The organism is Methylobacterium sp. HMF5984, assembly GCF_045033435.1.
GTDB lineage: Bacteria > Pseudomonadota > Alphaproteobacteria > Rhizobiales > Beijerinckiaceae > Methylobacterium.
The window spans coordinates 713,312-736,499 of sequence record NZ_JBJFLN010000001.1 but is presented as its reverse complement, the minus strand read 5'-3'; the positions used below and the strand labels follow the sequence as shown (position 1 = coordinate 736,499).

Here is a 23,188-nt window from a genome sequence, read left to right as displayed (position 1 = left end):
CGCGATGCGCCGGATCGCCGCCGCTCTGCTCCTCGGCCTCATCGCGAGCGCCCCCGCGGATGCGCAGGACGCCCCTCGCGAGGCCGCGCCCCGGTCGAGCGGCGCTCCCATGATCGTGTCCCCGCCCTCCGGCGCCGCGGCCAAGGAGGCGGAGCCCGCCGATCCCAGCCTGTCGCCCGAATGCCGCGTGCCGGGCTCGCAGCTCTACACGCTGGCCCAGCTCGAGGCGGTGAAGGCGGCGATCCTGAAGAAGCGCCCGGTGCGGGTGCTCGCCATCGGCGGCAATGCCGCGCCCGGCGCGTCCGCGACCTACCCGGTCAAGCTCGAGACGGCGCTGGAGCGCGCGATGCCCAACGTCGACGTGGTGATGGAGTATCGCGGCCTCCAGGGCGAGATCGCCTCGGGCGCGGCGGAGCGCCTGCGCAGCATGGTGGCCGACGTCGAGCCGGACCTCGTGATCTGGCAGGTGGGTACCCACGACGCCCTCGCCCGGGTCGAGCTCGACGCCTTCACCGACGCCCTCACAGAGACCGTGAGGTGGATCAAGTCGCACGACATCGACGTGGTCCTGGTCGATCCGCTCTACACCGCCAGCCTCGCCGCCGACGCGTACTACACCAGCATCGTCCAGTCGGTACGCACCGTGGCGACGAGCGAGAAGGTGCCGCTGGTGCTGCGCTACGACGCGATGCGCTACCTCGCCGGGCGCAGCGACAAGGGCGAGGGCCACATGCTCGGCCAGCAGTTCCGGCTGAACGACCTCGGCCTGCGCTGCATGGCCGAGCATGTCAGCCGGGCGATCACGCTGTCGCTGCAGCAGCCGGACGCCACCGGCAGCGCGGCCGCGCCGCCGCGCGAGACGTCCGGCACCGTGGGCGCGGCGGTCGCGCCCCCCAGACCGTGACGGCGCCGGCCCATTAACCCCGCCGCAACGGGGCCCGGGTTAGGGCTCGGGTCCGATCCGCGCGGTGCGGAACCGCGGGGTCGAGGGAGGCGGAGATGGCGGCGGCGACCCTCGGCTCGGCCGTCCGCCGCCTGCGCATCGCCGCGACCGGCCCGGCCCGCACCGCCCTCGACGTGTTCGCGATCCGCATCGCCTCGGCCGGTTTCGCCTACGGCGCGCAGGTGCTCACCGCCCGGCTGATGGGCTGGCAGGAATACGGCGTCTTCGCCACGGTCTGGGTCTGGACCGCGATGATCGGCCATTCGGTGACGCTCGGCCTGTCGCAGGGCGCCTGCCGCTTCCTGCCGGTGGACCAGGCCCGCGGCGACCTCGACCACGCCCGCGGCTACCTCGTGGCCGGCGCCGTCGCGATCGGCGGGGCGGCCCTGGCCGTCGCGCTGCTCGGAGCCGCGGTGCTGACGCTGTGGCCGGGCTGGGTCGCCGGGCCCTACCGCGCGCCGCTCCTCGTCGCGGCGCTCGTATTGCCGCTGTTCGCGCTCCAGGATTACCTGGAAGGCCTCGCCCGCAGCCAGAACTGGGCGGTGCTGGCGATCGCGCCGCCCTACCTGCTGCGCCAGACCGTGATGATGGTCGCGATGGTCGCCGCGATCCTGCTCGGCGCGCCGGCCGAGGCCTGGGTGGCGATGGCCTGCATGCTCGCCGCCGCGATCCTCGCCGTCGCGATCCAGGCCGGGCTGGTGCTGGCGCGGATGGCGCGCACGCTGCCCCGGGGCCCGCGCCGCTACCGCTGGCGGCACTGGCTCGGCGCCAGCCTGCCGATCGCGCTGATCGACCTGGCCAATGCCGGCTTCACCTTCGTCGACGTCGTCGTGCTCGGCTTCCTGATGCCGCCCTCCGCCGTCGGCCTGTACTTCGCCGCGACGCGGATCCAGCAGTTCGTCGTGTTCGTCCATTTCGCCGCCGTCGCCGCCACCGCGCAGCGCTTCAGCGCGGCGCACGCCGTCGGCGACCGGGACACGCTCGCCTGGCTGGTGCGCCTGCAGGGCCGCGGCACGTTGGCCGCCACCGCCCTGGTGGCGCTCGGGGTCGTCGCCGCGAGCCCGCTGCTGCTGGCGATGTTCGGGCCGCAATTCTCCGACAGCATCCCGATCCTCGCGGTGCTTGCCGCCGGCAGCGTCGCGGCGAGCCTGTTCGGCCCGGGCGAGGACCTGTTGACCATGCTCGGCGGCGAGCGGCTCTGCGCCGGCATCACGCTGGCGATGCTGGCGGTGGCGGTCGGCGCCTGCCTCGTCCTCGTGCCGCCGCTCGGGGTGATCGGGGCGGCGCTGGGGATGGCGCTGACCACGGTCCTGCGGGCCGGCATCCTGGCGCTGGCGGCGCGGCGCGTTCACGGCCTCGCGACCCCGGTCTGGGCCGGCCTTTTCGCGATGGACGCCCGATGATCCGGGTCGCATCGCCCGTCCCCGCGATCGAGGCCGGGCCGTCCGACGCGCCGCGTCCCGAAGAATGGGACGACCTGTTCGGCCGCGCCCGGGCGCCGCATCCGCATTACGCGCGCCACGTCGTCGAAGCGCACCAGCGGGCGGGCCTCGCCGCCGAGGCCCTGCGTTTCGTCACCGTCCGCCGCGAGGGACGGCTCGAGGCCGCCCTGCCCTACCGGATGGTGCGCGATCTCAGCGGCCTCGGCGGGCGCGTCGCGCGGCCCTTCCTCTCGCCCTTCGTCACCGCGACGGCGCCCCTCGTCGCCGACGGGCCGGATGCGGTGTTCGACGCCCTCGTCGCGGGCCTCGGCGCGGCCTCGGGCGGGCGCGCCTGGCGCTGGCCGCTGCTGTCCCTCGACGGGCCGGCCGGTGCCGGGCTCGTCGCCGCCATGGACCGCGCCGGCTGGCGCCGGGCCACGGTGGCCGCCTTTGAGCGCCCGGTGCTCGACCGGCGCCCGAGCCACGACGCCTTCCTCGCCGGCCACCCGCACAGGGCCCGCCTGAAGGACCTGCGCCGCCGCGCCAAGCGCTTGAGCGAGGCCGGCGCGGTGACGTTCGAGACGGCGGCCTCCGGCCCAGGCCTGGAGCGGGCGGTCGCCGCCTTCCTCGCGCTGGAGCGCGCCGGCTGGAAGGGCGCGGCCGGCTCGGCGATGGCCTGTCGCCCGGAGCACGCGGCCTTCGCGCGCGCGCTGTTCGGGCCGACGCACGGGCCCGTCGGGGCGCGCGCCGACATCCTGGCCGTCGACGGCAGGCCGGTCGCGATCAGCCTCGCGCTCACCGGCGGCGGCACCGCGACGCTGCTGAAGACCGCCTACGACGAGGACCGGCGCGCCTGCGCCCCGGGCCTGCTGCTCGAAGCCGAGATCGTGCGCGCCTGCCACGAGACCGCCTTCGCCGACCGGCTCGATTCGGCCACGCTCGCGGGCTCGGCCCTGGAAAGCCTGTATCGCGAGCGCGAGCGCGTCGCCGAGATCATCGCGATGCCGCCGGGCCGCGACGCGCTCTCGCTGGAGCGGCGCGTCCGCCTCGCCCGCTTCGAGCACCGCGCCCGCGACGCGGCGCGGCGGCGCCTCGGCCGCTGAGGCGTCTTCTTTGCAGTCGCGTTTTCTTCACGCGAGCCGGCCTCCATCGCGCTCGAAAACGCGTCACGTGCGCCGGCGGTGCCGGCCGTCGAAGAAGGCGGGGTCCGTCAGCCCGGCGGCGAGCACGCCGAACAGCCCGAGATGCAGGCCGAGCGCGGCGGCGCCGACGCTCTGCAGCGACCACAGCGCGAGGGCGCCGCCCGCCATCAGCGCCGGGCCCGCGACGTAGGCGCCCCCCCGCCAGCCCGAGGCCGGCTGTCCGAGGCGCCACCAGCACGCGGCGAGCGCCATCGCGGCGAAGCCGCCCTTGATCACGGCCATGGCGCGGATCACCCGCACCAGATCGGGATCGATCGTCGTCGCCGGGGCGCGCGCGACCACCAAGCCCGCGGCGGCGATTGCCAGGACGGTGCCGAGGGCGAGCAGCCCGCGCGGCGCCGGCGTGGCCGGCCATCCGCGCTGGCGAAAGGCCGGCGCCTCCGGGCGCGGCATCGTCGACGTCCACATCGGAAACCTCCGCGTCGTTCGATCGGGATAGGGCGACGGGGCGCCGGGCGAAAGCCGCCTCGGGACCTCAGCCCGGCGGGATCACCTCGATCTGCAGGCCGCCGTAATAGGCCGCGAGGTTGGCGATGTCGGCGTCCGACAGGTCCTTCGCCACGACCGACATCACCGGGTTCTGCCGCGTCCCGTCGCGGTACTCGGTCAGCGCCTTCACCAGGTAGATCTCGACTTGGCCGGCGAGGTTGGGGGCCTCCGGCAGCTTCGAGAGCCCGTCCATGCCGTGGCAGGCCTGGCAGGCGGTGGCCCGCTTGCGCCCGGCGGCGGCATCGCCCGCCTGGACGGCGACGGGCGCGAGGGCGAGGATCAGGACGAGGAGGGACGGGCGGAGCATGGGGTGACCGGAAGCATTCAGGGGGGACTCAGACAGCGCGTGCAACGCGCTGGGCGACGCCGGCTCGGCGCGTTCTCCCTCCCCCTACGCGGGGGAGGGAAGAGGGTGCACGGCCCTCGACGGCCGATCGCCCTACTTCGCGTCGCCTTCGTACGAGATCCGGTAGACCGCCCCGGCCGCGTCGTCGGAGACCAGGAGCGAGCCGTCGAGCAGCACCGCGACGTCCACGGGGCGGCCGAGATACTCGCCGTCGCCGGTCAGCCAGCCCTCGGCGAAGGGCTTGGGCGCGCCGACCTTGCCGTCGGAGACGGGCGCGAACATGATCCGCGCGCCCACCGGCTCGGTGCGGTTCCACGAGCCGTGCTCGGCGATGAAGAGGCCGCCGCGATAGGCCTGGGGGAACTGCTTGCCGTTGTAGAAGGTCAGCCCGAGATCGGCCGCGTGCGGCGGCAGCTCGGCCACCGGCGCGACCGCGTCGGCCGGCGGCGCCTGGTCCTTGTACTCGACGGTGCGGACGGCGCCGCCGCCGAACCACGGGAAGCCGAAGTTCTCGCCGGCTTTCGTCGCGTGGTTGAGCTCGCCCGGCGGCTTGTCGTCGCCCATGCCGTCGACCTGGTTGTCGGTGAACCACAGCGTCTTGTCGGCCGCGAAGTCGATGCCGACGGAGTTGCGGATGCCGGTGGCGTAGACCTCGCGGTTCTTGCCGTCGGCGTCCACGCGCACGATGCCGCCGATGCCGTGCGTGCGGTACAGCTCGAGCTTCTCCGGCGCCGGCACGTTGTAGGGCTGGCCCAGCGCGATGTAGGTCTTGCCGTCGGGCCCGACGCGGCAGACGCGGGCGGTGTGGTTGTAGCTCTCTTCTCCAGCCGGGATCAGCTCGCCCTGCTTGACGACGATGCCGGCGGCGACGTCCGGGTTCTCGTAGAAGAACTCCGCCGCGGGGAAGGACAGCACCCGGTTCTGCTCGACGACCGTCAGCACGCCGTCCTTCGAGAAGCAGACGCCGTTGGGGATCTTGAAGTCGATGCCCGGCGCGAAGGCGCGGACCTCGTCGGCGACCCGGTCCTTGTCGCGGTCGGTGACGGTGTAGACCTTGGTCTTGCGGGTGCCGACGAACAGCACGCCGGCATTGGGGCCGACCGCGATCGAGCGGGCGTCGGGCACGATCGCGTAGAGGTCGATCTTGAAGCCCTCGGGCAGCTTGATCCTGCCGAGCGTCTTGCGGATGGCGTCGGCCTTGCGCCCGGTCTGCGGGATCTCGGGCGCGGGCGCCGTGTTCGTGCTCTTGAAGCCCTGCAGCTTCTCCAGGTCGTCCGCCTTCGCCTTGGTCTCGGCGGGGGACGCGCCCTGCGCCAGGGCGGAGGTCGCGAATCCCGAGGTCGCGACGGCCGCGCTCGACAGGAGCGCGGCGAGAATCACCGATCGCATGGGGACCGATCGCATGGGGCTTGCCTCCCGAAACCGCCCCTGCAACCGGGCGTTGGCGGGGAGTGTATGCCGCGCGCCGGCATCGGCAAGGCCGCGTCGTGACGCGGGCGCATCACTGTCTTGGCAAACGCCTCTCGCTCCCGTCGCCTCAGGCGACCTTGCGCGGAACCAGCCGCTCGCTGCCGAGAGCGGCCTGCGCCCCCGAGATTCCGGCCTCGGTGTACTCGGCATCCTCGTTGACCCGCCAGACGTCGTGGCGGCGATGGCCCGCGACGATGTTCTCGACGGTGAGCATCGCCGTCATCATCGCGTGGTCCTGGTTGTTGTACTTGTGCATGCCGTTGCGGCCGACGAGGTGCAGCGTCGGGAAGTCCCGCTCCAGCTCCATCCGCACCAGCGCGACGTTCTCGGCATAGGTCTCGTCGTAGACCGGGTAGGCCTTGGGCTGGCGCACGACGCAGGCGTCGACCACGTCGGCCGGGTCGATCAGGCCGATCTGCCCGATCTCGCGCTTGGCCAGAGCGACGAGGTCGGCATCGCTCGCGGTCCAGAGGCCGTCGCCCTCGAAGCAGAAGTATTCGAGCCCGAGGCAGGTATGGGCCTCGTCGGGCACCATCTCGGGCGACCACGAGCGGAAGTTCTGCACCCGCCCGACCTGCACCGAGGGATCGTGGATGTAGATCCAGTTGTCGGGGAAGTTCTTCTGCGACTTGGCGATCAGCGCCACCGTGACGAAGTCGCGATACTGCAGCGCGCGCGCCTGGAAGGTGCTGATCGGCCGCGGCGTGATCGCGTCCACGAGCTCGCGCACCGGCGCCGAGGAGATCACGTGGCGCGCGGTGAAGGTCTCGCGCGTGCCGTCGCCGCGGACCGCCGCGACGCGCCACAGGCCGGCAGCGGGGTCGAACGACAGGCCGTCGACGCCGCGGTCGAGCAGAACCCTGCCGCCCTGCGCGGCGATCTTCTCCGACGCCGCCTCCCACATCATGCCGGGGCCGCGGCGGGGATAGCGGAACGACTCGATCAGCGTCTTGATCACCGGCTCGCCGGCCTTGGGCTTCGCCCGGATCCCGAGCGAGCGCTTCAGCGCGTCGCGGATGGCGGCGCCGAGGTCGAGGCCCTTGATGCGCTGCGCGGCCCAGTCGGCCGAGATCGCGTCGCAGGACATGCCCCAGACCTTCTCGGTGTAGGTCTTGAAGAAGATCGAGAACAGCTTCTCGCCGAACTGGTTGCGGACCCAGCCGTGGAAGTGCTTCGGCGCGGCGATCGGCCGGGCGCGGGCGTAGAGGTAGGACAGCACGCAGGCGGTGCTGGTGAGGAGCCCGAGATTGCGCAGGGCCTCGAAGGCCTTCAGCGGGTAGGCGTAGTACTTGCCCTGGTAGTAGATCCGCGACAGGCGCGGCCGCTCGATGAAGTCGTCGGGCAGGAGCTCGTCCCAGAGGTCGACCACGGCCTTCGACTTCGAGAAGAAGCGGTGGCCGCCGATGTCGAACAGGTAGCCGTTGTGGCTCACCGTGCGCGAGATGCCGCCGACCTGGGTCGAGTCGCGCTCCAGCACGGTGACGTCGCGGCCCTGCTTCGACAGCAGGTAGGCCGCGGTGAGCCCGGCGGGGCCGCCGCCGATCACCAGCGTCTCGGTGTGATGACTCATCCGCTGCCCCGGCCTGCTTCTGCGTCCGCGCACCTTGCGCACGGTGTGGTTAAGGAAACCTGCCAGGCTGACGCTCTTGACCGCCCGTTAAGCGCATTCGCGGCAGGGTCGCGCGAGCGGAACGAGACCCGCCGCGGCCGGAGCGGCCGGCGGGCACCGGAGAGGCGCGATGGCGGCCACAGCTTCGTTTTCGGCCGGGAAGCCGGCACGCCTCGATGCGGGGACGATCCTGTGGCTGCTGGTGCTCTTCTGCGCGGTCACGCTGTATCCGCCGGGCGACGTGATCGAGACGATCCGGCACCTGCGCGTGCCCGACACCGACGACGCGATGCGCCTCGTCGAGGCGCGCGACCTCGCCGCCGGCCAGGGCTGGTACGACAACGTCCAGTACCGATTCCTGCCGCCGGGCGGCGTGCCGAGCCACTGGTCGCGCCTGCTCGACGCGCCGCTGGCCGGCCTGCTCCTCGCACTGACGCCCCTGCTCGGCTCCGGGCTCGCCGAGGGAATCGTCGCGGCGTTCTGGCCGCCGCTGCTGCTCGCGGTCTACGCCGCGGTGCTGTGGACCGGCGTGCGTACGACCTTCGGCAAGCGGGCGGCGGTGCTGGCGCTGTTCGCTGCAACGCAGACCTTCGGCGTCACCGTGCAGTTCGCCGCCGGCCGGATCGACCACCACGACGTGCAGATGATCGCGATTCTCGGGATGGCGACGGCCCTGATCCGCGGCGGTGCCAGGGCCGGGTGTGCGGCCGGGGCGCTCGCGGCCCTCTCCCTGGCGATCGGCCTCGAAGGCCTGCCCTCCGTCGCGCTCGGGGCGCTGTTCGTGGTCGGCGACTGGGTCTTCCGCGGGCGACCGGCCCTGCTCTGCTTCCTCGGCTTCGGCCTCGGGATCGGGCTTGCGGCGCCGCTCCTGTTCGGGGCGCAGACCGCACCGCATCTCTGGACCGCCACCGCCTGCGACGCGCTCTCGCCGCCCTGGCTCTGGCTGGCGGGCGGCGGCGGGGCGGCCGCGCTCGCCTGCGCGGGGCTCGACCGGCGGCTCGGCTCGATCGGGGCGCGCGTCGCGGTCGTCGCGACGATCGGCGCGATCCTCGTCGGCGGCTTCGTCCTGCTGTTCCCGGTGTGCCTCGGCGGCCCCTTTCCAGGGATGACGCCGCTGGTCCGGGACCGCTGGCTGCTCATGGTCAACGAGATGGCCTCGGTTCCGAAGTTCGTCGCTCGCAGGCAGTACGAGATTCTGGTCTACTATCCCGTCCTGGTGCTGGCGGCGCTCGCCGCCTCCTGGGCGGCGTTCCGGGGGGCGCCCGCGCACCGGCGCGCCTACGGCGTCGCGGCCATGCTGCTTTGGCCGGGCCTCGTCATCGGCTGGTTCCAGTTCCGCGGGATCTACGTCGCCTCCGGGCTGATCCCGTTCGTGGCGGGGCCGGCGCTCGACCGCGCCCACGCGCTGGCGAGCGACCGCGCCGCGCCGCCGCGTCAACGCGCCGGCCTCGCCGCCCTAGGCATCGCGCTGATCAGCACAGCCTGGATGATCCCGGCGGTCCTCGCCGGCCTGGTCGAGGAGAGCGGGGCCTCGGCGGCGACCGCCAAGTCCTTTGCCTGCCAGGACGACGCCGCGGTGACGCCGCTCGCCGCGCTGCCCGCCGGAACGGTGCTCGCGCCGATCATCATGGGACCGTCGATCCTGATGCGGACGCCGCACGCGGTGGTCGCGGCGCCCTATCACCGGGCGATCCCGGGGCTTACCGCCGCGATCGAGGGTCTCGGCGGCAGCGAGGCCGACCTGCGCCGGCATGTGGCGGCGCACGGCGTCCGCTACGTCATCGTCTGCTGCACGCGGCCGAGCCAGGGCCTCGACGGCCCCGCCTTCGCCACGCGCCTCGCCCGCGGCGACGTGCAGGCCGACTGGCTCGAGCCGCTGCCCGTCGGCGGCGACGTGCTGAAGGTCTGGCGGGTGCGATAGCCCAGGGTTCGACCGGGTCCCGTCGCCCCCCTGCCTTCATAGCGGTCGTGACACGGAGGCGCGCCTTCGGCGGCCTACTTCACCACGCGGTCGAGCTTGTTGTTGACGAAGAAGTACAGCTCCTTCGCGCCGGGCTCGGTGTAGAGCACCTGGACCTCGCGGCCGGCGCGGCCTTCCCCGACCAGCACGTCCACCGGCGGGCGGCCCTTCAGCCGCACGAGGTCGCACTCGCCGATGCCCGGCTCGATCGCGGCGGCGCTCGCCGGGGCCGGACCGGTGCAGGATCCGTCCGGCGCGAGCACCGGGCCGGTGAAGGTCGCCGCCGCGGGCACGCGCGGCGGGATCGGCACGATCTCCGAGGGCGCGGGCGGGGATGTCCGCTCGGTCACGGTGCAGGCGCCGAGGAGGGCGGCCGCGATCAGGCCGGCGCCGGCGAGGGTCCGCAGATCTGGCAACGTCACGGCGCCTCCTTGCGCTGCGGGTTCGGGGCCGTCGCCTCGCGCGCCTTCAGCGCGGCGGCGTAGAGGGCGGAGACGTCGCGCTTGAACGCCGCCCGGGCATCGGGGCGGGAATAGAACATGTGCCCGCCGGGGTACACCGCCAGCGAGAGCCGCGGCTCCGCCCCGTAGGACGGGATCTGGTCGATCAGCAGCTTGGAGGCGAAGTACGGCGTCACCAGGTCGGTGAAGCCGTGCGCCACCAGCACGCGGACGTTGCCGTCGAGCGCCAGCACGCCGCGCAAGGCGCCGACCGCCTCCGGCGCGGAGCGGCCGCCGCCCCAGCTCCAGCCTCGGTTCACGGCCGTGTTCAGGAGCTCGTAGCGCAGGTTCGTCACCCGCCAGTTCAGCGTCTTCGCGTAGAGGTCGATCATCGCGCTGGTGAGCGGCGCCTGGAGCGCGGTGAGCAGCGGGTCGTCGAAGCTGGAATGCGCCGCGGTCGGGTCGGGGTCCCATCCCGAGACGCCGGTGTCGTAGGCGCTGGCGACGCGGCCCGACGCGCGGTCGACCTCGCGCTGGACGCTGCTTGAGGACAGCCGCCCGCCCTGCGCCTTGACGAAGGCCGGGTCGAGCCCGGTCAGCGCGGCGACGCGCTCGGTCAGGCGCGCCACCGCCGGCGCGTCGTCGGGCCCCTTGAGCAGGTCGGCGAGGTAGGCACCGGTGGCGTAGCGCTCGGTGTCGGCCAGGGTCTCGCGAGTCGGCACGGTGCCGGCCCGCTCCAGGGCGCCGGCCGCGTAGGAGGGCAGCCGCAGGACGTTGCCCCAGGGGTTGGCGCGCGGGGGCGCCAGTGTGCCGAAATCGAGCACCGGCGACAGCAGCACGAGGCCCGACAGCCCGACGCCGATTTCCTCCTGCAGCTTGGCCGCGATGAGCGGTCCCCGGAAGCCGCCGTAGCTCTCGCCGACGTAGAATTTCGGGTCGCCCATCCGGGTGTTGACGCGCAGGTAGCGGGCGATCGCCGCCGACAGCACCGAGGCGTCCGACTCCACGCTCCAATACGCCTTGCCGTCGCCGTCCGCGGCGCGGCTGTAGCCGGTGCCGATTGGGTCGATGAAGACGAGGTCGGTGAAATCGAGCCAGGTGCCGTCGTTCGGCACCAGCGCGACCGAGCGCGACGGGCTGATGCTCGCGCCGTCGGCCGGCAGGCGCCACGGCCCGATCGCGCCGATGTTCAGGTAGGCGGAGGCCGCCCCCGGCCCGCCGTTGATCGCGAAGGTGATCGGCCGCACCGTCCCGGCCGCCGCGGGCCGGGTGTAGGCGACGAAGGCGATCTCGGCCTGCAGCTTGCCCGATTCGTCGACCAGCGGCAGGCTGCTCGCGGTCGCGGTGAAATCGAGCTTCTGGCCGTTGGGAAGCGTGACGCTCTGCTCGGTGGTGACGTCGGGCGGGAGCTTCTTTCCCTCCGGCGCGCGCGCCTCGGTGGGCCCACGCTGCGGCGCCTGGGCCGTCGCCGCAAGCGGAACGATCGCGAAGAGAAGCGCGACGAGTGCCACGAACCCCCTCCCCCCTCTGCGGGGGAGGGGGGCCCTCGCGTCAGCGAGGGCCGGGAGAAGGGCGCGACCTCTCCGGATACGGCGCTCCCCTCTCCCCCTCTGCTCCGCAGGGCACCCTCCCCCGCAAAGGGGGGAGGGAAGAACGCGCGCCATTTTCATGATCGGCATGGTCGGTCCTGCATTCCAGTCGCGGGGGAGCGTCACGCCTTCTTCAGCCAGCGGCCGCCGTCGTCCTGCTGCCAGTAGGCGACCGCGTGGCCGGCGGCCTTGGCGGCCTTCCACTGCTCGCGGGCGCGCAGGAGCGCGTCCTGGTCGGTGCCGTCGAACAGCACGCAGATCCGCTCGTAGTCGCCCGCATCCGGCGGCAGGTCCGCGCCCTCGACGAGGAAGCGGATCGCGGCGGCGTTGGGGTTGGTGTCGCGCAAGGTCAGCACCACCGGCTGGCTCGCCGCGTCGGGCTCGCGATCGGTGCCGTGGGGCAGGAAGCTGTCGTCGCGGAAGGTCCAGAGGTGATCGTCCAGCGCCTGGAGCCGTTCCTCGCTCGCCGCCTGGATCGCCGCCTGCCAGCCGCGCTCGCGCGACTTCTCGACGAGGTTCGGCAGCACCGCTTCGAGCGGCTGGTTCTGGAGGTGGTAGAAGAGGATGTCCGTCACGCCCGCTCAGATAGGCCGCTGGGCGCGCTTTGCACAGCGCGTCATCGGCGCACTCACCCGGGCAGGATGACGTGCGGGACGAACAACGCCGCGTCGGTGGTGATCGGGCCGGCCGCCTCGCGCAGGCCGATCCCGACGCAGGCGTCGCCGACGATCCAGGCGCCGACGAGGGCGTGGCGCCCGTCGAAGCACGGCAGCTCGGCGAGCGCCTGCCGGACATGGCCGCCCGCGCCGTAGGGGCCGTGATCCTGTGCCAGCACCGCGCCGTCGCGCACCATCAGGACGTTGGCGCCCTCGCGCGAGAACAGCGGCTTCTTGACGAACGAGGTGCCGAGCCGCGCCTTCTGCGGGTCGTTCTCGAAATAGGCCGGCAGCAGGTTCGGGTGGCCGGGCTCGCGGGCGTAGAGATGCGGCAGCAGCCCCTTGTTGGACAGGACCGCCTTCCAGGGCGGTTCGAGGAACCGCGTCGGCGTCGCGGCGAGCGCTGCGCCGAACGCATCCGTGAACGCCCATTCCCACGGGTAGAGCTTGAACAGGGTCGCGATCGGCGCCTCCGTCCGGTCGACGAAGGCGCCGCTCGCGGCATGGCCGATATCGCCGAGGTCGAGGAAGCGGGTCGCGAGGCCGGCCTGGCGCGCGCAATCCTCCAGGTAGGCGACGGTGCCGCGGTCCTCGGGCGCGTCGGCGTAGGCCGCCAGGGCCAGGCAGGTGCCGCCGACCGCCCGGAACCGCTCGATTAGGCGCTCGTGCACGGCGTTGAACTGGTCCGAGCCCGCCGGCACCCGCCCGAGCCGCAGCAGGTCCTCGAGCCAGAGCCACTGGAACACCGCGGATTCGTAGAGCGCGGTCGGCGTGTCGGCGTTGTATTCGAGGAGCTTGGCCGGGCCGGTGCCTTCGCCGCCGTAGGCGAGGTCGAGCCGCCCGTAGAGCGAGGGGTCGCCGCGGCGCCAGCTGGTGCGCACGACGTCCCACATCGCCTCCGGGATCGCCAGGGAGGCCAGGATGCGCGCGTCCTCGACCGCGTCGGCGACGAAGGCGAGGCACAGCGCGTGGAGCTCGGTGCCCGGCGCCTCGATGTCGCGCTCGATCTCGCCGAGCGTGAAGGCGTAGGCGTGGCTCTCGTCCCAGTAAGGCGCGCCGTCGAGGGTGTGGAAGGTGAAGCCGGCGGCCCGCGCGCTCGCGCGCCAGCCCGGCCGCTCGCCGATCGCGATGCGGCGCATCAGCCGCCGCTCCCGTGACCCGCCATCCCGTGGGAGGCGAAGCCCCGGCCGGTCGCGCCGAACCCGCCGGAGGCGGCCGGGCGCACCGCCGACGAGGCGACGCGCGCGCGCGACGACGCACCGCCGCTTCCGGTGACGACGCGGCCGCCCCAGCTCGTGCAGTAGCCGCCCGATCCGGAATACGCCGCCCCGGCCTGGCCGAGGCGATGATCGTAGACGGGCTGCGGCTCGAGGGCCTGCTCGATCCGGCGGCCGATGACGTAGCCGGCCAGCATCGGCACGAAGCGGCCGGCCGCGCTCGTCGCGACGGCGGTTCCGTCGACGCAATGCCCGGCGCCGTGATGACCCTCGCAATCGGCCAGGGAGAGGTAGCGCGGCGCCGCCTCCGGATAGGCCGCCAGCGCCGTGGCGTAGGTGCTCCGGCAATCGGTCTCCGTCCGGATGCCGCCGCGGATGCAGGCGTCGGGACCGCCGTAGACCAGGACATCCTCCTCGCGCTGCGAGGGATCGTACCGCCCAAGCGCGAGGGCCGTGGCGCCGGCGCCGGCGACGAGGACGAGCGCGACGGTGGTCGAGCGCTTCGAGGACCGTTCGATGGACGAGGCCATGATCGTTCGGACCGTCTCGGACGGCCCAGCTCCCAGGCGGCAGAACGCCGCGAGGCCCGGATGTAGGAACGCCGGCGGCCCTTGAGAAGATGGTCAAGCTTCGCCGGCCGGCCCCGCCGCGGAGCCCGATGCGCGATCCGCGACGCCTGGCGCCGCACGCTCGGCGGATCCCGATCGCGGGCTCGTCAGTAGGTCATGGCCGCCGCATCGATCACGCCGCCGGCGAGCGAGGCCGAGGCGAGCAGGATCGCCGCGGCGCCTTCGCCCGCCGCGATCCGCCGGGACAGGTCGGGCAGGACGAGCCGGACCAGGAAGTAGATCAGGATCTGCACGACGAGGGCGACGAGGCCCCAGATCACGCAGTCGAGGGCCGATTGCGCGTTGTAGATCGCCACGGCCAGCGGCAGCGCGTAGCCGAGCAGGCTGCCGCCGAGCGCGGTGGCGGCGGCGACGTTGTTCGCCCGGATCAGCGCGATCTCGCGGTGCGCCGTCGCCGTCAGGTAGACGCCGAGGTAGAGCGCCACGAGCCCGCAGGCGATGGCGCCGTAGCCGAGGAAGGCGGGCAGCCCGGAGATCGAGGTCATCGCGGGCGGTCCCGCCTCACACCAGGCGGCTCTGCTCGATCGCGGCGCCGACGAAGCCCTCGAACAGCGGATGCGGCGCGAAGGGACGCGACTTCAGCTCCGGGTGGAACTGCACGCCGATGAACCACGGGTGGCCGACATGCTCGACCGTCTCGGGCAGGAGCCCGTCCGGCGACAGGCCGGAGAAGCGCAGGCCCTTGGCCTCGAGCCGCTCGCGATAGGCCATGTTGACCTCGTAGCGGTGGCGGTGGCGCTCGGAGATGTGGGTGCTGCCGTAGATCCCGGCGATCTTCGTGTCGGGGTGCAGCGTCGCATCGTAGGCGCCGAGCCGCATGGTGCCGCCGAGGTCGCCGGCGGCGGCACGCTGCTCCAGCTCGTTGCCGCGCAGCCACTCGGTGAGCAGGCCGACCACCGGCTCGGCCGTGTCGCCGAACTCGGTCGAGTTCGCGTCCGGCACGCCGGCGAGCGACCGGGCCGCCTCGATCACCGCCATCTGCATGCCGAAGCAGATCCCGAAATACGGGATCTTCCGCTCGCGGGCGAAGCGCGCCGCGCGGATCTTGCCCTCCGCCCCCCGCTGGCCGAAGCCGCCGGGCACCAGGATGCCGTTGATGCCTTCGAGGAACGGGGCCGGGTCCTCGCGCTCGAACACCTCCGCCTCGATCCATTCGAGGTTGACGCGGCAGCGATGGCTGATGCCGCCGTGGATCAGCGCCTCGGTGAGCGACTTGTAGGCGTCCTTCAGGCCCGTGTACTTGCCGACGATGGCGATGGTGACCTCGCCCTCGGGGTTCTTCACCCGCTCGGAGATCGTGCGCCAGCGCGAGAGGTCCGGCTCGCCGTCGTGGGCGAGGCCGAAATGCGCGAGCACCTCGCGGTCGAGGCCGGCCTCGCGGTAGGAGAGCGGCACGTCGTAGATCGAGGCGACGTCGCGCGCCTCGATCACCGCGGTCTCGCGCACGTTGCAGAACAGCCCGAGCTTGCGCCGCTCGTCGGCGGGTATCGGCCGGTCGCAGCGGCAGAGCAGGATGTCGGGCTGGATGCCGATCGAGCGCAGCTCCTTCACCGAGTGCTGCGTCGGCTTGGTCTTCAGCTCGCCGGCGGACGGGATGTAGGGCAGCAGCGTCAGGTGCACGAAGGCGGTGGAGCCGCGCGGCAGGTCGTTACCGAGCTGGCGGATCGCCTCGAAGAACGGCAGGCCCTCGATGTCGCCGACCGTGCCGCCGATCTCGACGAGCACGAAATCGAAGGCGTCGTTGCCGTCGCGAACGAAGTCCTTGATCGCGTTGGTGACGTGCGGGATCACCTGGATCGTCGCGCCGAGGTAGTCGCCGCGGCGCTCCTTGGCGATGATGTCCTGGTAGATCCGGCCGGTGGTGATGTTGTCGGCACGCGTCGCCGGGACGCCGGTGAAGCGCTCGTAATGCCCGAGGTCGAGGTCGGTCTCGGCACCGTCGTCGGTGACGAAGACCTCGCCGTGCTGGGTCGGGCTCATCGTGCCCGGGTCGACGTTGAGGTAGGGGTCGAGCTTGCGCAGGCGGACCGAGTAGCCGCGCGCCTGGAGCAGCGCCGCGAGCGCCGCCGAGGCCAGACCCTTGCCGAGCGAGGAGACCACGCCGCCGGTGATGAAAACGTACCGCGTCATGGGCCTCGGTCCATAGAGAAGGCTGGGCGATTCGCCAAACGGCATGCCACCCGCACCGCGCGATTCCCACGGAATTCGCACAATGCTGGATTGGGCCGGCCTAGGGCGGGAGCGTTAAGTTTCCTTTGCCCGATCGAACGGCGCGGCTGCGTCGTTCCGATTCGATCGCGGCGTTCAACGCGACTGGGGCGCGTCCGGAACGGCCGGCTGGGCCGGAGTCGGGGCCGCCGGCGCGGCGGGCGCCGCCGGGGTGCCCGCGGCCGGGGCGTTGTTCTGCCGGCGCAACGTGTCGAGCAGGTTGTCGGCGCCCGCGGGCTGGCCGGCCGGCTGCGTCGTGCCGTTGGCGCCGTCGAGGATCGATTTCGGCGCGGCGGAGCGGTGCGACATCACCGCCAGCGTCAGGCTGGTGACGAAGAACAGGGCGGCGAGAATCGCGGTGGCCCGCGTCAGCGCGTTGGCCTGGCCGCGCCCGGTCATGAAGCCCGAGACGCCGCCGCCGCTGCTGCCGGCGCCGAGGCCGAGCCCGCCCTCGGACCGCTGCAGCAGCACCACGCCGATCAGCGACAGCACGATGATGAGATGGACGACGATCAGGACTGTCTGCATCGGAATTCCGGAATCGTTCTTGCGCGCGCCGGTCCCGGGAGCCGCTCGCTGGGACGGGGAGCCGGACACGACGGCCGGAGCTGCATCGCACCGGCTACAAATCTGCCGGGGACATACACCACAAGCGTGCGGGCGCCAAACGTGACGATCGGCGCGCCGATGTCAGCCGCCCGGCTCCCCGGACGATCGCTCCGCGTGCTCAAAGGCGGGCGCGAAGAGCGGCGCTTCGGATCGGCCGCCTCGGACCGGAGGATGACGCCATGCCCATCTCACGCCGCCTCGTGCTCGCCGTGGCGCTCGCCGCCTCCGTCGCCCGGGCCGCCCCGGCGGGCGCGGCGGGACCGGAGGCCGAGGTGGAGGCGGCGGTCGACGCCCTGACCGCGGCCCTGCTCGCGCCGGACGCGGCCACCCTCGACGCGCTGGTGCTCGACGGCCTGAGCTACGGTCATTCGAGCGGCGCTGTGCAGGGCAAGGCGGCCTTCGTCGACGCGCTGACGAGCGGGCGCTCCGCCTTCCCGAGCATCGTCCTGTCGGACCGCTCGGTCTCGGTCGTCGGCGAGGACGCCATCGCCCGGCACGTGTTCAGCGGCGAGACGACCTCCGGCGGCAAGACCGCGCCGGTGCGCATCGGCGTGATGCAGGTCTGGCACCGGGACGGCGGCCGCTGGCGGCTGCTCGCCCGGCAGGCCTACAAGATCTGAGCGGGCGCGGATCGCTCAGGCGTAGGCGGCGCAGATTCCCAGAAAATCCTCGGCGACGAGGCTGGCGCCGCCGACGAGCGCGCCGTCGACGTTCTCCACCGAGAGCAGCTCGCGCGCGTTGCCGGGCTTGACCGAGCCGCCGTAGAGGATGCGGATCTTGGCCGCCTCCTCGCCGACGAGCTTGTCGAGCATCTCGCGCAGGGAGGCGTGGACCTCGGCGATCTCGCGCGCCGTCGGCGTGCGGCCCGAGCCGATCGCCCAGACCGGCTCGTAGGCGATCACGGTGTCGGCGCCGGTCGCGCCCTTCGGCGTGCCGATGGCGAGCTGCGCCCGGACGATGTCGAGGGCCCGGCCCTGCTCGCGCTCCTCCATGGTCTCGCCGACGCAGATGATGCCGCACAGGCCGGCGCGCCGGGCGCCCAGGGCCTTGGCGTGGACGCCGTCGTCGGTCTCGTGATGGTAGGCCCGGCGCTCGGAATGTCCGACGATGACGTAGCGCGCGCCGAGGTCGGCCAGCATCTCGGCGGAGATCGAGCCGGTGAAGGCGCCGCTCGGCTTGGCATGGAGGTTCTGGCCGCCGATGGCGATCGACGAATCGTAGGTCGCGGCGACGCAGGCCGAGATCAGCGTCGAGGGCGGGCAGATCAGCAGGTCGATCGTCTCGGCGAGCGCCGGGGACAGGCCGGTCCGCACCGCGTCGACCACGGGGATCGAGGCCCGGGTGCCGTTCATCTTCCAGTTGCCCGCAACCAGGGGCCGCCGTCCCGAACGCATCATCGATGTCCCTGCCGTCCCAAACGCCTGCCGGCGCACGCGTAGGCCGGGGCTACCAGAGCCCGCATGAGGGCGCAAACCGGATCGGCCGCGCCGGGAGACGATCCGCGACGAAGATCACCTGGCCCCCGCTCCGGGGACGGGCGGCATGCCGAGACGCGATGGATCGAAAGAACCGAGGACACCCGCGCGGGGGATGCCGGCGAGGCGGAGGGGCGATAGGCCGAAAACGGCTACCCTATGTTAGATCGGCCTTAATTCCTGACATGCGATCACGGCGCATGCGCGGTCCACGGACATTCCTTCAGGCGAGAGGCGGAGCGACGGCGGTCGAATTCGCCCTCGTCGCGCCGATGCTGCTGTTGACGATCGCCTTCGTCATGGCCGTCGCCCTGGTGATGTTCGTCAACCAGCGGCTCGATTACGCGACGAGCCAGGCCGCGCGGCAGGTGATGATCGGCAAAGCCAAGATCAATGGCATCGATCAGGCGACGTTCAAGACCGCGCTCTGCAGCAGGCTGCCGGCCGTGATGTCGTGCGGGAACGTTGTGGTGAACCTCTACAAAGTGCAGCCGACCTCCGGCGCGAAGAGCGGCTACTACGCCTTCGTCAAGCCGGACGTCAGCGGCCTCCTGGTGCCGTCCCAGACGAACGGATCGGGCCAGTACGATCTCGGCAATGCTGGAGACTATCAGTACCTGCAGGTCATCTACCCGATTTCGGTCCTGCCGAGCGTCTTCGCATCCCTGCTCGGCACCGACGGCTCCACGAGCTACCTGGCGATCTCGACGGCGGCATTCCGCAACGAGAAGTTCTGATGGCACCCCGTCGGCCATCCCTCACGCAACGCTTCCGCGACGACCGGCGCGGGCTGTCGGCGGTCGAGTTCGCGCTCGTCCTGCCGGCGCTGCTCGCGCTGATGCTCGGCGGCATCCAGCTGGTCACGTACGTGAACGCGACGCGCAAGGTCGAGCTCGTCGCGCACTCGATCAGCCAGATGATCTCACAGGTGCCGCCGCCGCCGGGGTCCACGATCGCCACGGTCAACGCGACCGACCTTCACTTCAGCTTCGATTCGGCGCTCGTGCTGTTCCCCTACGTCATGAAGGATGCGGCCCGGCAGAACGTGCTTTGGTCGAACGACATCACCATCAAGTACGCCAGCGTCGCCTTCACGCAAAAGTCGACCGCCTGCAACGACCCGGCCGACATGAGCGCCTGCTACACGGCCAACGTCGTGTGGACGAGCACGGGCACGTCCGGCAGCACCCAGCGCCCCTGCGGGACGCCTTTGCTGCCCGCCGACAATACCGCCGCGCCGAACGTCGGAACATTGCCGCGCTCGGTCTACGGTCCCGGCTCGATCATCGTCATCGACGTGGCATTCACCTTCAAGCCGTTCTTCGGTGCGAAGTTCTTTTCAGGCAGCCAGATCGCCCGCTCGGTCTACGTCCAGCCGCGCTACGCCACCCTCGTGAACTACGACACCGCGAACAGCGACGGGATCGCCACGAAATGTTCTGGCTACTGAACCGCCTTCGCCGGGCAGACCGGCACGCCATCTCGCGTCCGAGCTTTGCGGAGGCAAGGGGTGGCAACGTCGCGATGATCTTCGGCCTCAGCCTCATCCCGCTGGTCGGGCTCATTGGGCTCGGGGTCGATTACGGCGTCGCGATCACCAACAAGACGAAGCTCGACGGCGCGGCGGACGCGGCCGCGGTCGCGGCCGTGGCGACGGCCAAGGCCTACATCGCCGCCAACCAGGGCCAGCCCAACCTCACCGCCAAGGCGATCGCTGCGGGCATCACCCAGGCCACCAACGTCTTCAACGTCAACGCGGGGAAGGTGCCGTTCACCACCTACACGCTGCAGACGCCGCAGCTGGCCCCGGACGGCCAATCCCTGACGTCGACGGTCGCCTACACCGCCACCGTGACGAACACGTTCGGCCGGATCTTCCGCACGCCGACGACCCCCCTCGCCAACACGGTGACCGCGTCGACCGACCTCGCAAGCTACCTCGACTTCTACGTGATGGTGGACGTGTCGGGATCGATGGGACTGCCGACCTCGGCCAGCGACATGAACCTGCTCGCCAGCATGAACGTCGAATCGACGCTCACCGATTCCAAACAGGGATGCATGTTCGCTTGCCACTGGCCCGGAGCCAACGGGTGGAACCTGGCAGTCAATTACAAACCGAAACCGATTCAATTGCGTTCGGATTCTGTCAACAATGCCGTTTGCTCGCTGCTTCAGCGTGCCACGAGCCAAATGATCGTCCCGAACCAGTACCGGGTCGGCATCTATCCGTTCATCAATCAGTTGGCGACGCTTTCTCCGCTCTCCAGCAACCTTGCCACGGCGAACACGGCGGCCGAATGCACGAAGCAACCGCCAATGGCGTTCACCAATCTTCTCGATACCAACACCACCCAGCTCTCCGTCAACGGCGATCCGAGCACCGGCACGGGGAGCGGCGGGACGCATTTCGAGGTCGCCCTGCCTCAGATGAAGTCGACCATCTCGGCTTACGGTGATGGCTCGTCCACCAGCAACCCGAAGCCGTTCGTGTTTCTCATCACGGACGGAATGCAGAACGGTCAACACTACTATCTTTGGAAGAACGGAAAGTACACGTATCCTGGAAACCCATCGAAGTTCAACGGCTATGCCAACGCGTGGTGGGACGGCTCCAGCCCCGCCCAGATGGACCCGTCCAATTGCACAGCGCTGAAGAACGCCGGCGCGACAATTTCAGTCCTCTACATCCCCTATATTACGATCAACTCAACCAACGACGGAACCTATACAGCTTGGGAGAACAATCAGGTCAACCAATTCAGCCCGACGCTCTCGACCCCGCTCAAGAGCTGCGCCTCGCCGGGCTTCTTCTTCACGGCCAGTTCGGCGGACGAAATCAACGCTTCGCTGAGCGCGATGCTCGACCGCGCCGTGAAGATGACCCGCCTGACGCAGTAGGCTCGGCGGCGGCCTTTGCCTGCCGGTGCGGACTAGGCTATCGCGGGCGGATCAAAGGACGGCGCCTCGCGGCGCCCGACAGGGCCGGATGCCTCCGGCGATCCGAGCGCGCGTAAGCTAAGAGAATGCTGCAGAACATCCGCAACGCGAGCCAGCACTGGCTCGGCAAGATCGTGCTGACGGTGATCTTCACGTTCCTAATCGCGGGCGTCGCGGTCTTCGGCGTCGAGGAGTTCTTCCGCGGCGGCTCGTCGACCGCGGTGGCCACCGTCGGCAAGACGCCGATCACGGCCGAGGCCGTCCGTACCGCCTACCAGAACCAGCTCCAGCGCTACCAGACGCAGATGCGACGCACGCTGACCCCGGATCAGGCGCGGGCGCTCGGCGTCGACCGGCAGGTGCTGTCCCAGCTCGTGACCGAGGCGTCGCTCGACCAGAAGACCTCCGATCTCGGCCTCGCGGTGCCCGACGCGTCGGTGATCCGGGCGATCCACGACGAGAAGAGCTTCCAGAACGCGCAAGGCCAGTTCGAGTCGGCGCTGTTCTACCAGACCCTCCAGCGCGCCGGCCTGAACGAGGCGATGTTCGTGCGCGAGCAGCGCGCCGTCATCGCGCGGCTGCAGCTCGCCGAGGCGGTCTCCGCCGACCTGCACGTGCCGGAGGCGATGCGCCTGGCGGTCCATCGGTACGCCACCGAGCGGCGCAAGGCCGCCTACCTGATGCTGCCGCCCTCGGCCGCCGGCGAGGTCGCGGCGCCGAGCGAGGACGCGCTGAAGGCCTATTACGAGGGCAACCGCTCGGCCTACCGTGCCCCGGAATACCGTGCCGCGACCCTGCTGGTGCTCGACCCGGCGGCGATGGCCAAGCCCGACGCCGTCTCGGCCGAGGAGGTGCAGAAGGTCTACGACCAGGAGAAGGCGCGCTTCGGCGCGCCCGAGAAGCGCACGATCCAGCAGATCGTGTTCCCCGATGCCGCGGCCGCCGAGGCGGCGCGCAAGGCGATCGCCGACGGCAAGAGCTTCGCCGCGGTGGCGGAGGAGCGCGGCACCGACGGCAAGGACCTGACCCTGGGGACGCTGACGCGGGCCGAGCTGTTCGATCCGGCCGTGGCCGATGCCGCCTTCGGCCTCGACAAGGACGGCACCAGCCAGCCGGTGAAGGGCCGCTTCGGCACGGTGCTCCTCCACGTCACCGCGATCGAGCCGGCGACGGTGAAGACGCTGGCCGAGGTCGAGCCGGAGATCCGCAGGCAGATCGCGCTGGCGCGGGCCCGCGACGGCGTCGACAAGATCCACGACGCGATCGAGGACCAGCGCGCCGGCGCCAAGCCGCTCGCCGACATCGCCAAAGAGCGCGACCTGCCGATCGTGACGATCGCGGGCGTCGACGCGCAGGGCAAGGATCCGGCGGGCCGGACGGTGGCCGGCATCCCCGATTCCGAGACGACGCTGCCGGCGCTGCTGCGCGCCGAGATCGGCGGCGACAACGAGCCGCTGCGGACCAAGGCCGGCGGCTACGTCTGGTACGACGTGACCAAGATCGACGCGGCGCACGACAAGCCCCTCGACGAGGTCCGCGACGCGGTCGCCGCAGGCTGGCGCGAGGCCGAGGTCTCGCGCCTGCTGCAGGCCAAGGGCAAGGCTCTGGCCGAGCGGCTCGACAAGGGCGAGACCCTCGCGGCGCTCGGCACCGAGATCGGCGTCAACCCGCAGGAGGGCGACGATCTGGCCCGCAACCAGGCCAAGGACGCGCTGACGGTCGACGTGGTCAACCGCATCTTCGCGACCGCCGTCGGCAAGGCCGGCTCGGCCGCGTCCGGCGAGGCGCGCGCGGTCTACAAAGTCGAGGCCGCGACGATGCCGGCCTTCGTCGCCGGCAGCCCGGCCGACAAGACCATCGAGGGCAACTTCCGCACCGCGCTGGCCGACGACGTGCTCGGCGAATACATCGCCGAGGTGCAGAAGAACGCCGGCGTCAGCGTCAACCAGGCGGCGCTGCGGCGCGCGATCGGCGGCGAGTACTAG

General features: G+C 71.6%; 22 protein-coding genes. 9 read left to right on the top strand and 13 right to left on the bottom strand.

Features of this window, described 5'->3' with window-relative positions; all coding sequences use genetic code 11:
- Window positions 1–4 precede the first annotated feature (4 nt).
- The 3 genes from ACFZ8E_RS03510 (at window position 5) to ACFZ8E_RS03500 (ending at window position 3,467) form a co-directional block, all read left to right on the top strand.
- Window positions 5–904, top strand: a complete 900-nt coding sequence (locus tag ACFZ8E_RS03510; protein ID WP_243933955.1) for a GDSL-type esterase/lipase family protein — start codon at window positions 5–7, stop codon at window positions 902–904.
- A gap of 95 nt (window positions 905–999) precedes the next feature.
- The gene (locus ACFZ8E_RS03505; protein ID WP_405042024.1) at window positions 1,000–2,346 is read left to right on the top strand and encodes a lipopolysaccharide biosynthesis protein; all 1,347 of its coding nucleotides are present in this window, start codon (window positions 1,000–1,002) and stop codon (window positions 2,344–2,346) included.
- Window positions 2,343–3,467, top strand: coding sequence for a GNAT family N-acetyltransferase (locus tag ACFZ8E_RS03500; RefSeq protein WP_405042023.1), 1,125 nt, complete (start codon window positions 2,343–2,345; stop codon window positions 3,465–3,467). The genes ACFZ8E_RS03505 and ACFZ8E_RS03500 overlap by 4 nt, the downstream gene beginning before the upstream one ends.
- A gap of 63 nt (window positions 3,468–3,530) precedes the next feature.
- On the opposite strand, the gene ACFZ8E_RS03495 is transcribed toward ACFZ8E_RS03500, so the two are convergent.
- From ACFZ8E_RS03495 to ACFZ8E_RS03480, 4 genes are all read right to left on the bottom strand, one after another.
- A complete protein-coding gene (locus ACFZ8E_RS03495) occupies window positions 3,531–3,974 on the bottom strand; it encodes a hypothetical protein (RefSeq protein ID WP_405042022.1) in 444 nt (147 codons plus the stop codon).
- Between the two features lie 67 nt (window positions 3,975–4,041).
- Window positions 4,042–4,362: a cytochrome c gene (locus ACFZ8E_RS03490; protein ID WP_147728826.1), complete on the bottom strand. Its 321-nt coding sequence runs from the start codon at window positions 4,360–4,362 to the stop codon at window positions 4,042–4,044.
- Between the two features lie 132 nt (window positions 4,363–4,494).
- Window positions 4,495–5,790, bottom strand: a complete 1,296-nt coding sequence (locus ACFZ8E_RS03485) for a sorbosone dehydrogenase family protein (RefSeq protein WP_243933962.1) — start codon at window positions 5,788–5,790, stop codon at window positions 4,495–4,497.
- A gap of 148 nt (window positions 5,791–5,938) precedes the next feature.
- On the bottom strand, window positions 5,939–7,441 hold the full coding sequence (locus ACFZ8E_RS03480; RefSeq protein WP_405042021.1) for an NAD(P)/FAD-dependent oxidoreductase: 1,503 nt from the start codon (window positions 7,439–7,441) through the stop codon (window positions 5,939–5,941).
- Window positions 7,442–7,610: 169 nt separating this feature from the next.
- On the opposite strand from ACFZ8E_RS03480, the gene ACFZ8E_RS03475 reads away from it, so the two are divergent.
- A complete protein-coding gene (locus ACFZ8E_RS03475; RefSeq protein WP_405042020.1) occupies window positions 7,611–9,401 on the top strand; it encodes a hypothetical protein in 1,791 nt (596 codons plus the stop codon).
- Window positions 9,402–9,475: 74 nt separating this feature from the next.
- Here the strand turns inward: ACFZ8E_RS03475 and ACFZ8E_RS03470 are convergent, their stop codons facing one another.
- The 8 genes from ACFZ8E_RS03470 to secG all read right to left on the bottom strand — a co-directional run bounded on the left by ACFZ8E_RS03470 (window position 9,476) and on the right by secG (window position 16,707).
- Window positions 9,476–9,862: a hypothetical protein gene (locus ACFZ8E_RS03470; protein WP_147728854.1), complete on the bottom strand. Its 387-nt coding sequence runs from the start codon at window positions 9,860–9,862 to the stop codon at window positions 9,476–9,478.
- The gene (locus ACFZ8E_RS03465; protein WP_405042019.1) at window positions 9,859–11,391 is read right to left on the bottom strand and encodes a S10 family peptidase; all 1,533 of its coding nucleotides are present in this window, start codon (window positions 11,389–11,391) and stop codon (window positions 9,859–9,861) included. The genes ACFZ8E_RS03470 and ACFZ8E_RS03465 overlap by 4 nt, the downstream gene beginning before the upstream one ends.
- A 200-nt stretch (window positions 11,392–11,591) precedes the next feature.
- The gene (locus tag ACFZ8E_RS03460; protein ID WP_147728855.1) at window positions 11,592–12,044 is read right to left on the bottom strand and encodes a DNA polymerase III subunit chi; all 453 of its coding nucleotides are present in this window, start codon (window positions 12,042–12,044) and stop codon (window positions 11,592–11,594) included.
- Window positions 12,045–12,097: 53 nt separating this feature from the next.
- Window positions 12,098–13,264: a glutathionylspermidine synthase family protein gene (locus ACFZ8E_RS03455; protein WP_405042018.1), complete on the bottom strand. Its 1,167-nt coding sequence runs from the start codon at window positions 13,262–13,264 to the stop codon at window positions 12,098–12,100.
- On the bottom strand, window positions 13,264–13,872 hold the full coding sequence (locus tag ACFZ8E_RS03450; RefSeq protein ID WP_405042017.1) for a DUF1190 domain-containing protein: 609 nt from the start codon (window positions 13,870–13,872) through the stop codon (window positions 13,264–13,266). The genes ACFZ8E_RS03455 and ACFZ8E_RS03450 overlap by 1 nt, the downstream gene beginning before the upstream one ends.
- Before the next feature lie 185 nt (window positions 13,873–14,057).
- Window positions 14,058–14,456, bottom strand: a complete 399-nt coding sequence (locus ACFZ8E_RS03445; RefSeq protein ID WP_405042016.1) for a DUF350 domain-containing protein — start codon at window positions 14,454–14,456, stop codon at window positions 14,058–14,060.
- 16 nt (window positions 14,457–14,472) lie between these two features.
- Window positions 14,473–16,101 carry a CTP synthase gene (locus ACFZ8E_RS03440; protein WP_147729175.1) on the bottom strand — a complete coding sequence of 543 codons (1,629 nt, stop codon included), beginning with the start codon at window positions 16,099–16,101 and terminating at the stop codon, window positions 14,473–14,475.
- Window positions 16,102–16,275: 174 nt separating this feature from the next.
- Window positions 16,276–16,707: a preprotein translocase subunit SecG gene (secG, locus tag ACFZ8E_RS03435; RefSeq protein WP_147859624.1), complete on the bottom strand. Its 432-nt coding sequence runs from the start codon at window positions 16,705–16,707 to the stop codon at window positions 16,276–16,278.
- 260 nt (window positions 16,708–16,967) lie between these two features.
- Between secG and ACFZ8E_RS03430 the strand changes: the two genes are divergently transcribed.
- Complete coding sequence (locus ACFZ8E_RS03430; RefSeq protein WP_405042015.1) at window positions 16,968–17,408, top strand: nuclear transport factor 2 family protein; 441 nt, start codon at window positions 16,968–16,970, stop codon at window positions 17,406–17,408.
- 15 nt (window positions 17,409–17,423) lie between these two features.
- Here the strand turns inward: ACFZ8E_RS03430 and tpiA are convergent, their stop codons facing one another.
- On the bottom strand, window positions 17,424–18,185 hold the full coding sequence (gene tpiA, locus ACFZ8E_RS03425; RefSeq protein ID WP_147728023.1) for a triose-phosphate isomerase: 762 nt from the start codon (window positions 18,183–18,185) through the stop codon (window positions 17,424–17,426).
- A 263-nt stretch (window positions 18,186–18,448) separates the two neighbouring features.
- Here tpiA and ACFZ8E_RS03420 point away from each other — a divergent pair, with 263 nt between their 5' ends.
- From ACFZ8E_RS03420 to ACFZ8E_RS03405, 4 genes are all read left to right on the top strand, one after another.
- The gene (locus tag ACFZ8E_RS03420; protein WP_405044321.1) at window positions 18,449–19,000 is read left to right on the top strand and encodes a TadE/TadG family type IV pilus assembly protein; all 552 of its coding nucleotides are present in this window, start codon (window positions 18,449–18,451) and stop codon (window positions 18,998–19,000) included.
- Window positions 19,000–19,713, top strand: coding sequence for a TadE/TadG family type IV pilus assembly protein (locus ACFZ8E_RS03415; RefSeq protein ID WP_405042014.1), 714 nt, complete (start codon window positions 19,000–19,002; stop codon window positions 19,711–19,713). The genes ACFZ8E_RS03420 and ACFZ8E_RS03415 overlap by 1 nt, the downstream gene beginning before the upstream one ends.
- Window positions 19,698–21,164, top strand: a complete 1,467-nt coding sequence (locus ACFZ8E_RS03410; protein ID WP_405042013.1) for a TadE/TadG family type IV pilus assembly protein — start codon at window positions 19,698–19,700, stop codon at window positions 21,162–21,164. Before ACFZ8E_RS03415 ends, ACFZ8E_RS03410 begins: the two co-directional genes overlap by 16 nt.
- A 125-nt stretch (window positions 21,165–21,289) precedes the next feature.
- Window positions 21,290–23,188: a peptidylprolyl isomerase gene (locus tag ACFZ8E_RS03405; RefSeq protein ID WP_243933978.1), complete on the top strand. Its 1,899-nt coding sequence runs from the start codon at window positions 21,290–21,292 to the stop codon at window positions 23,186–23,188.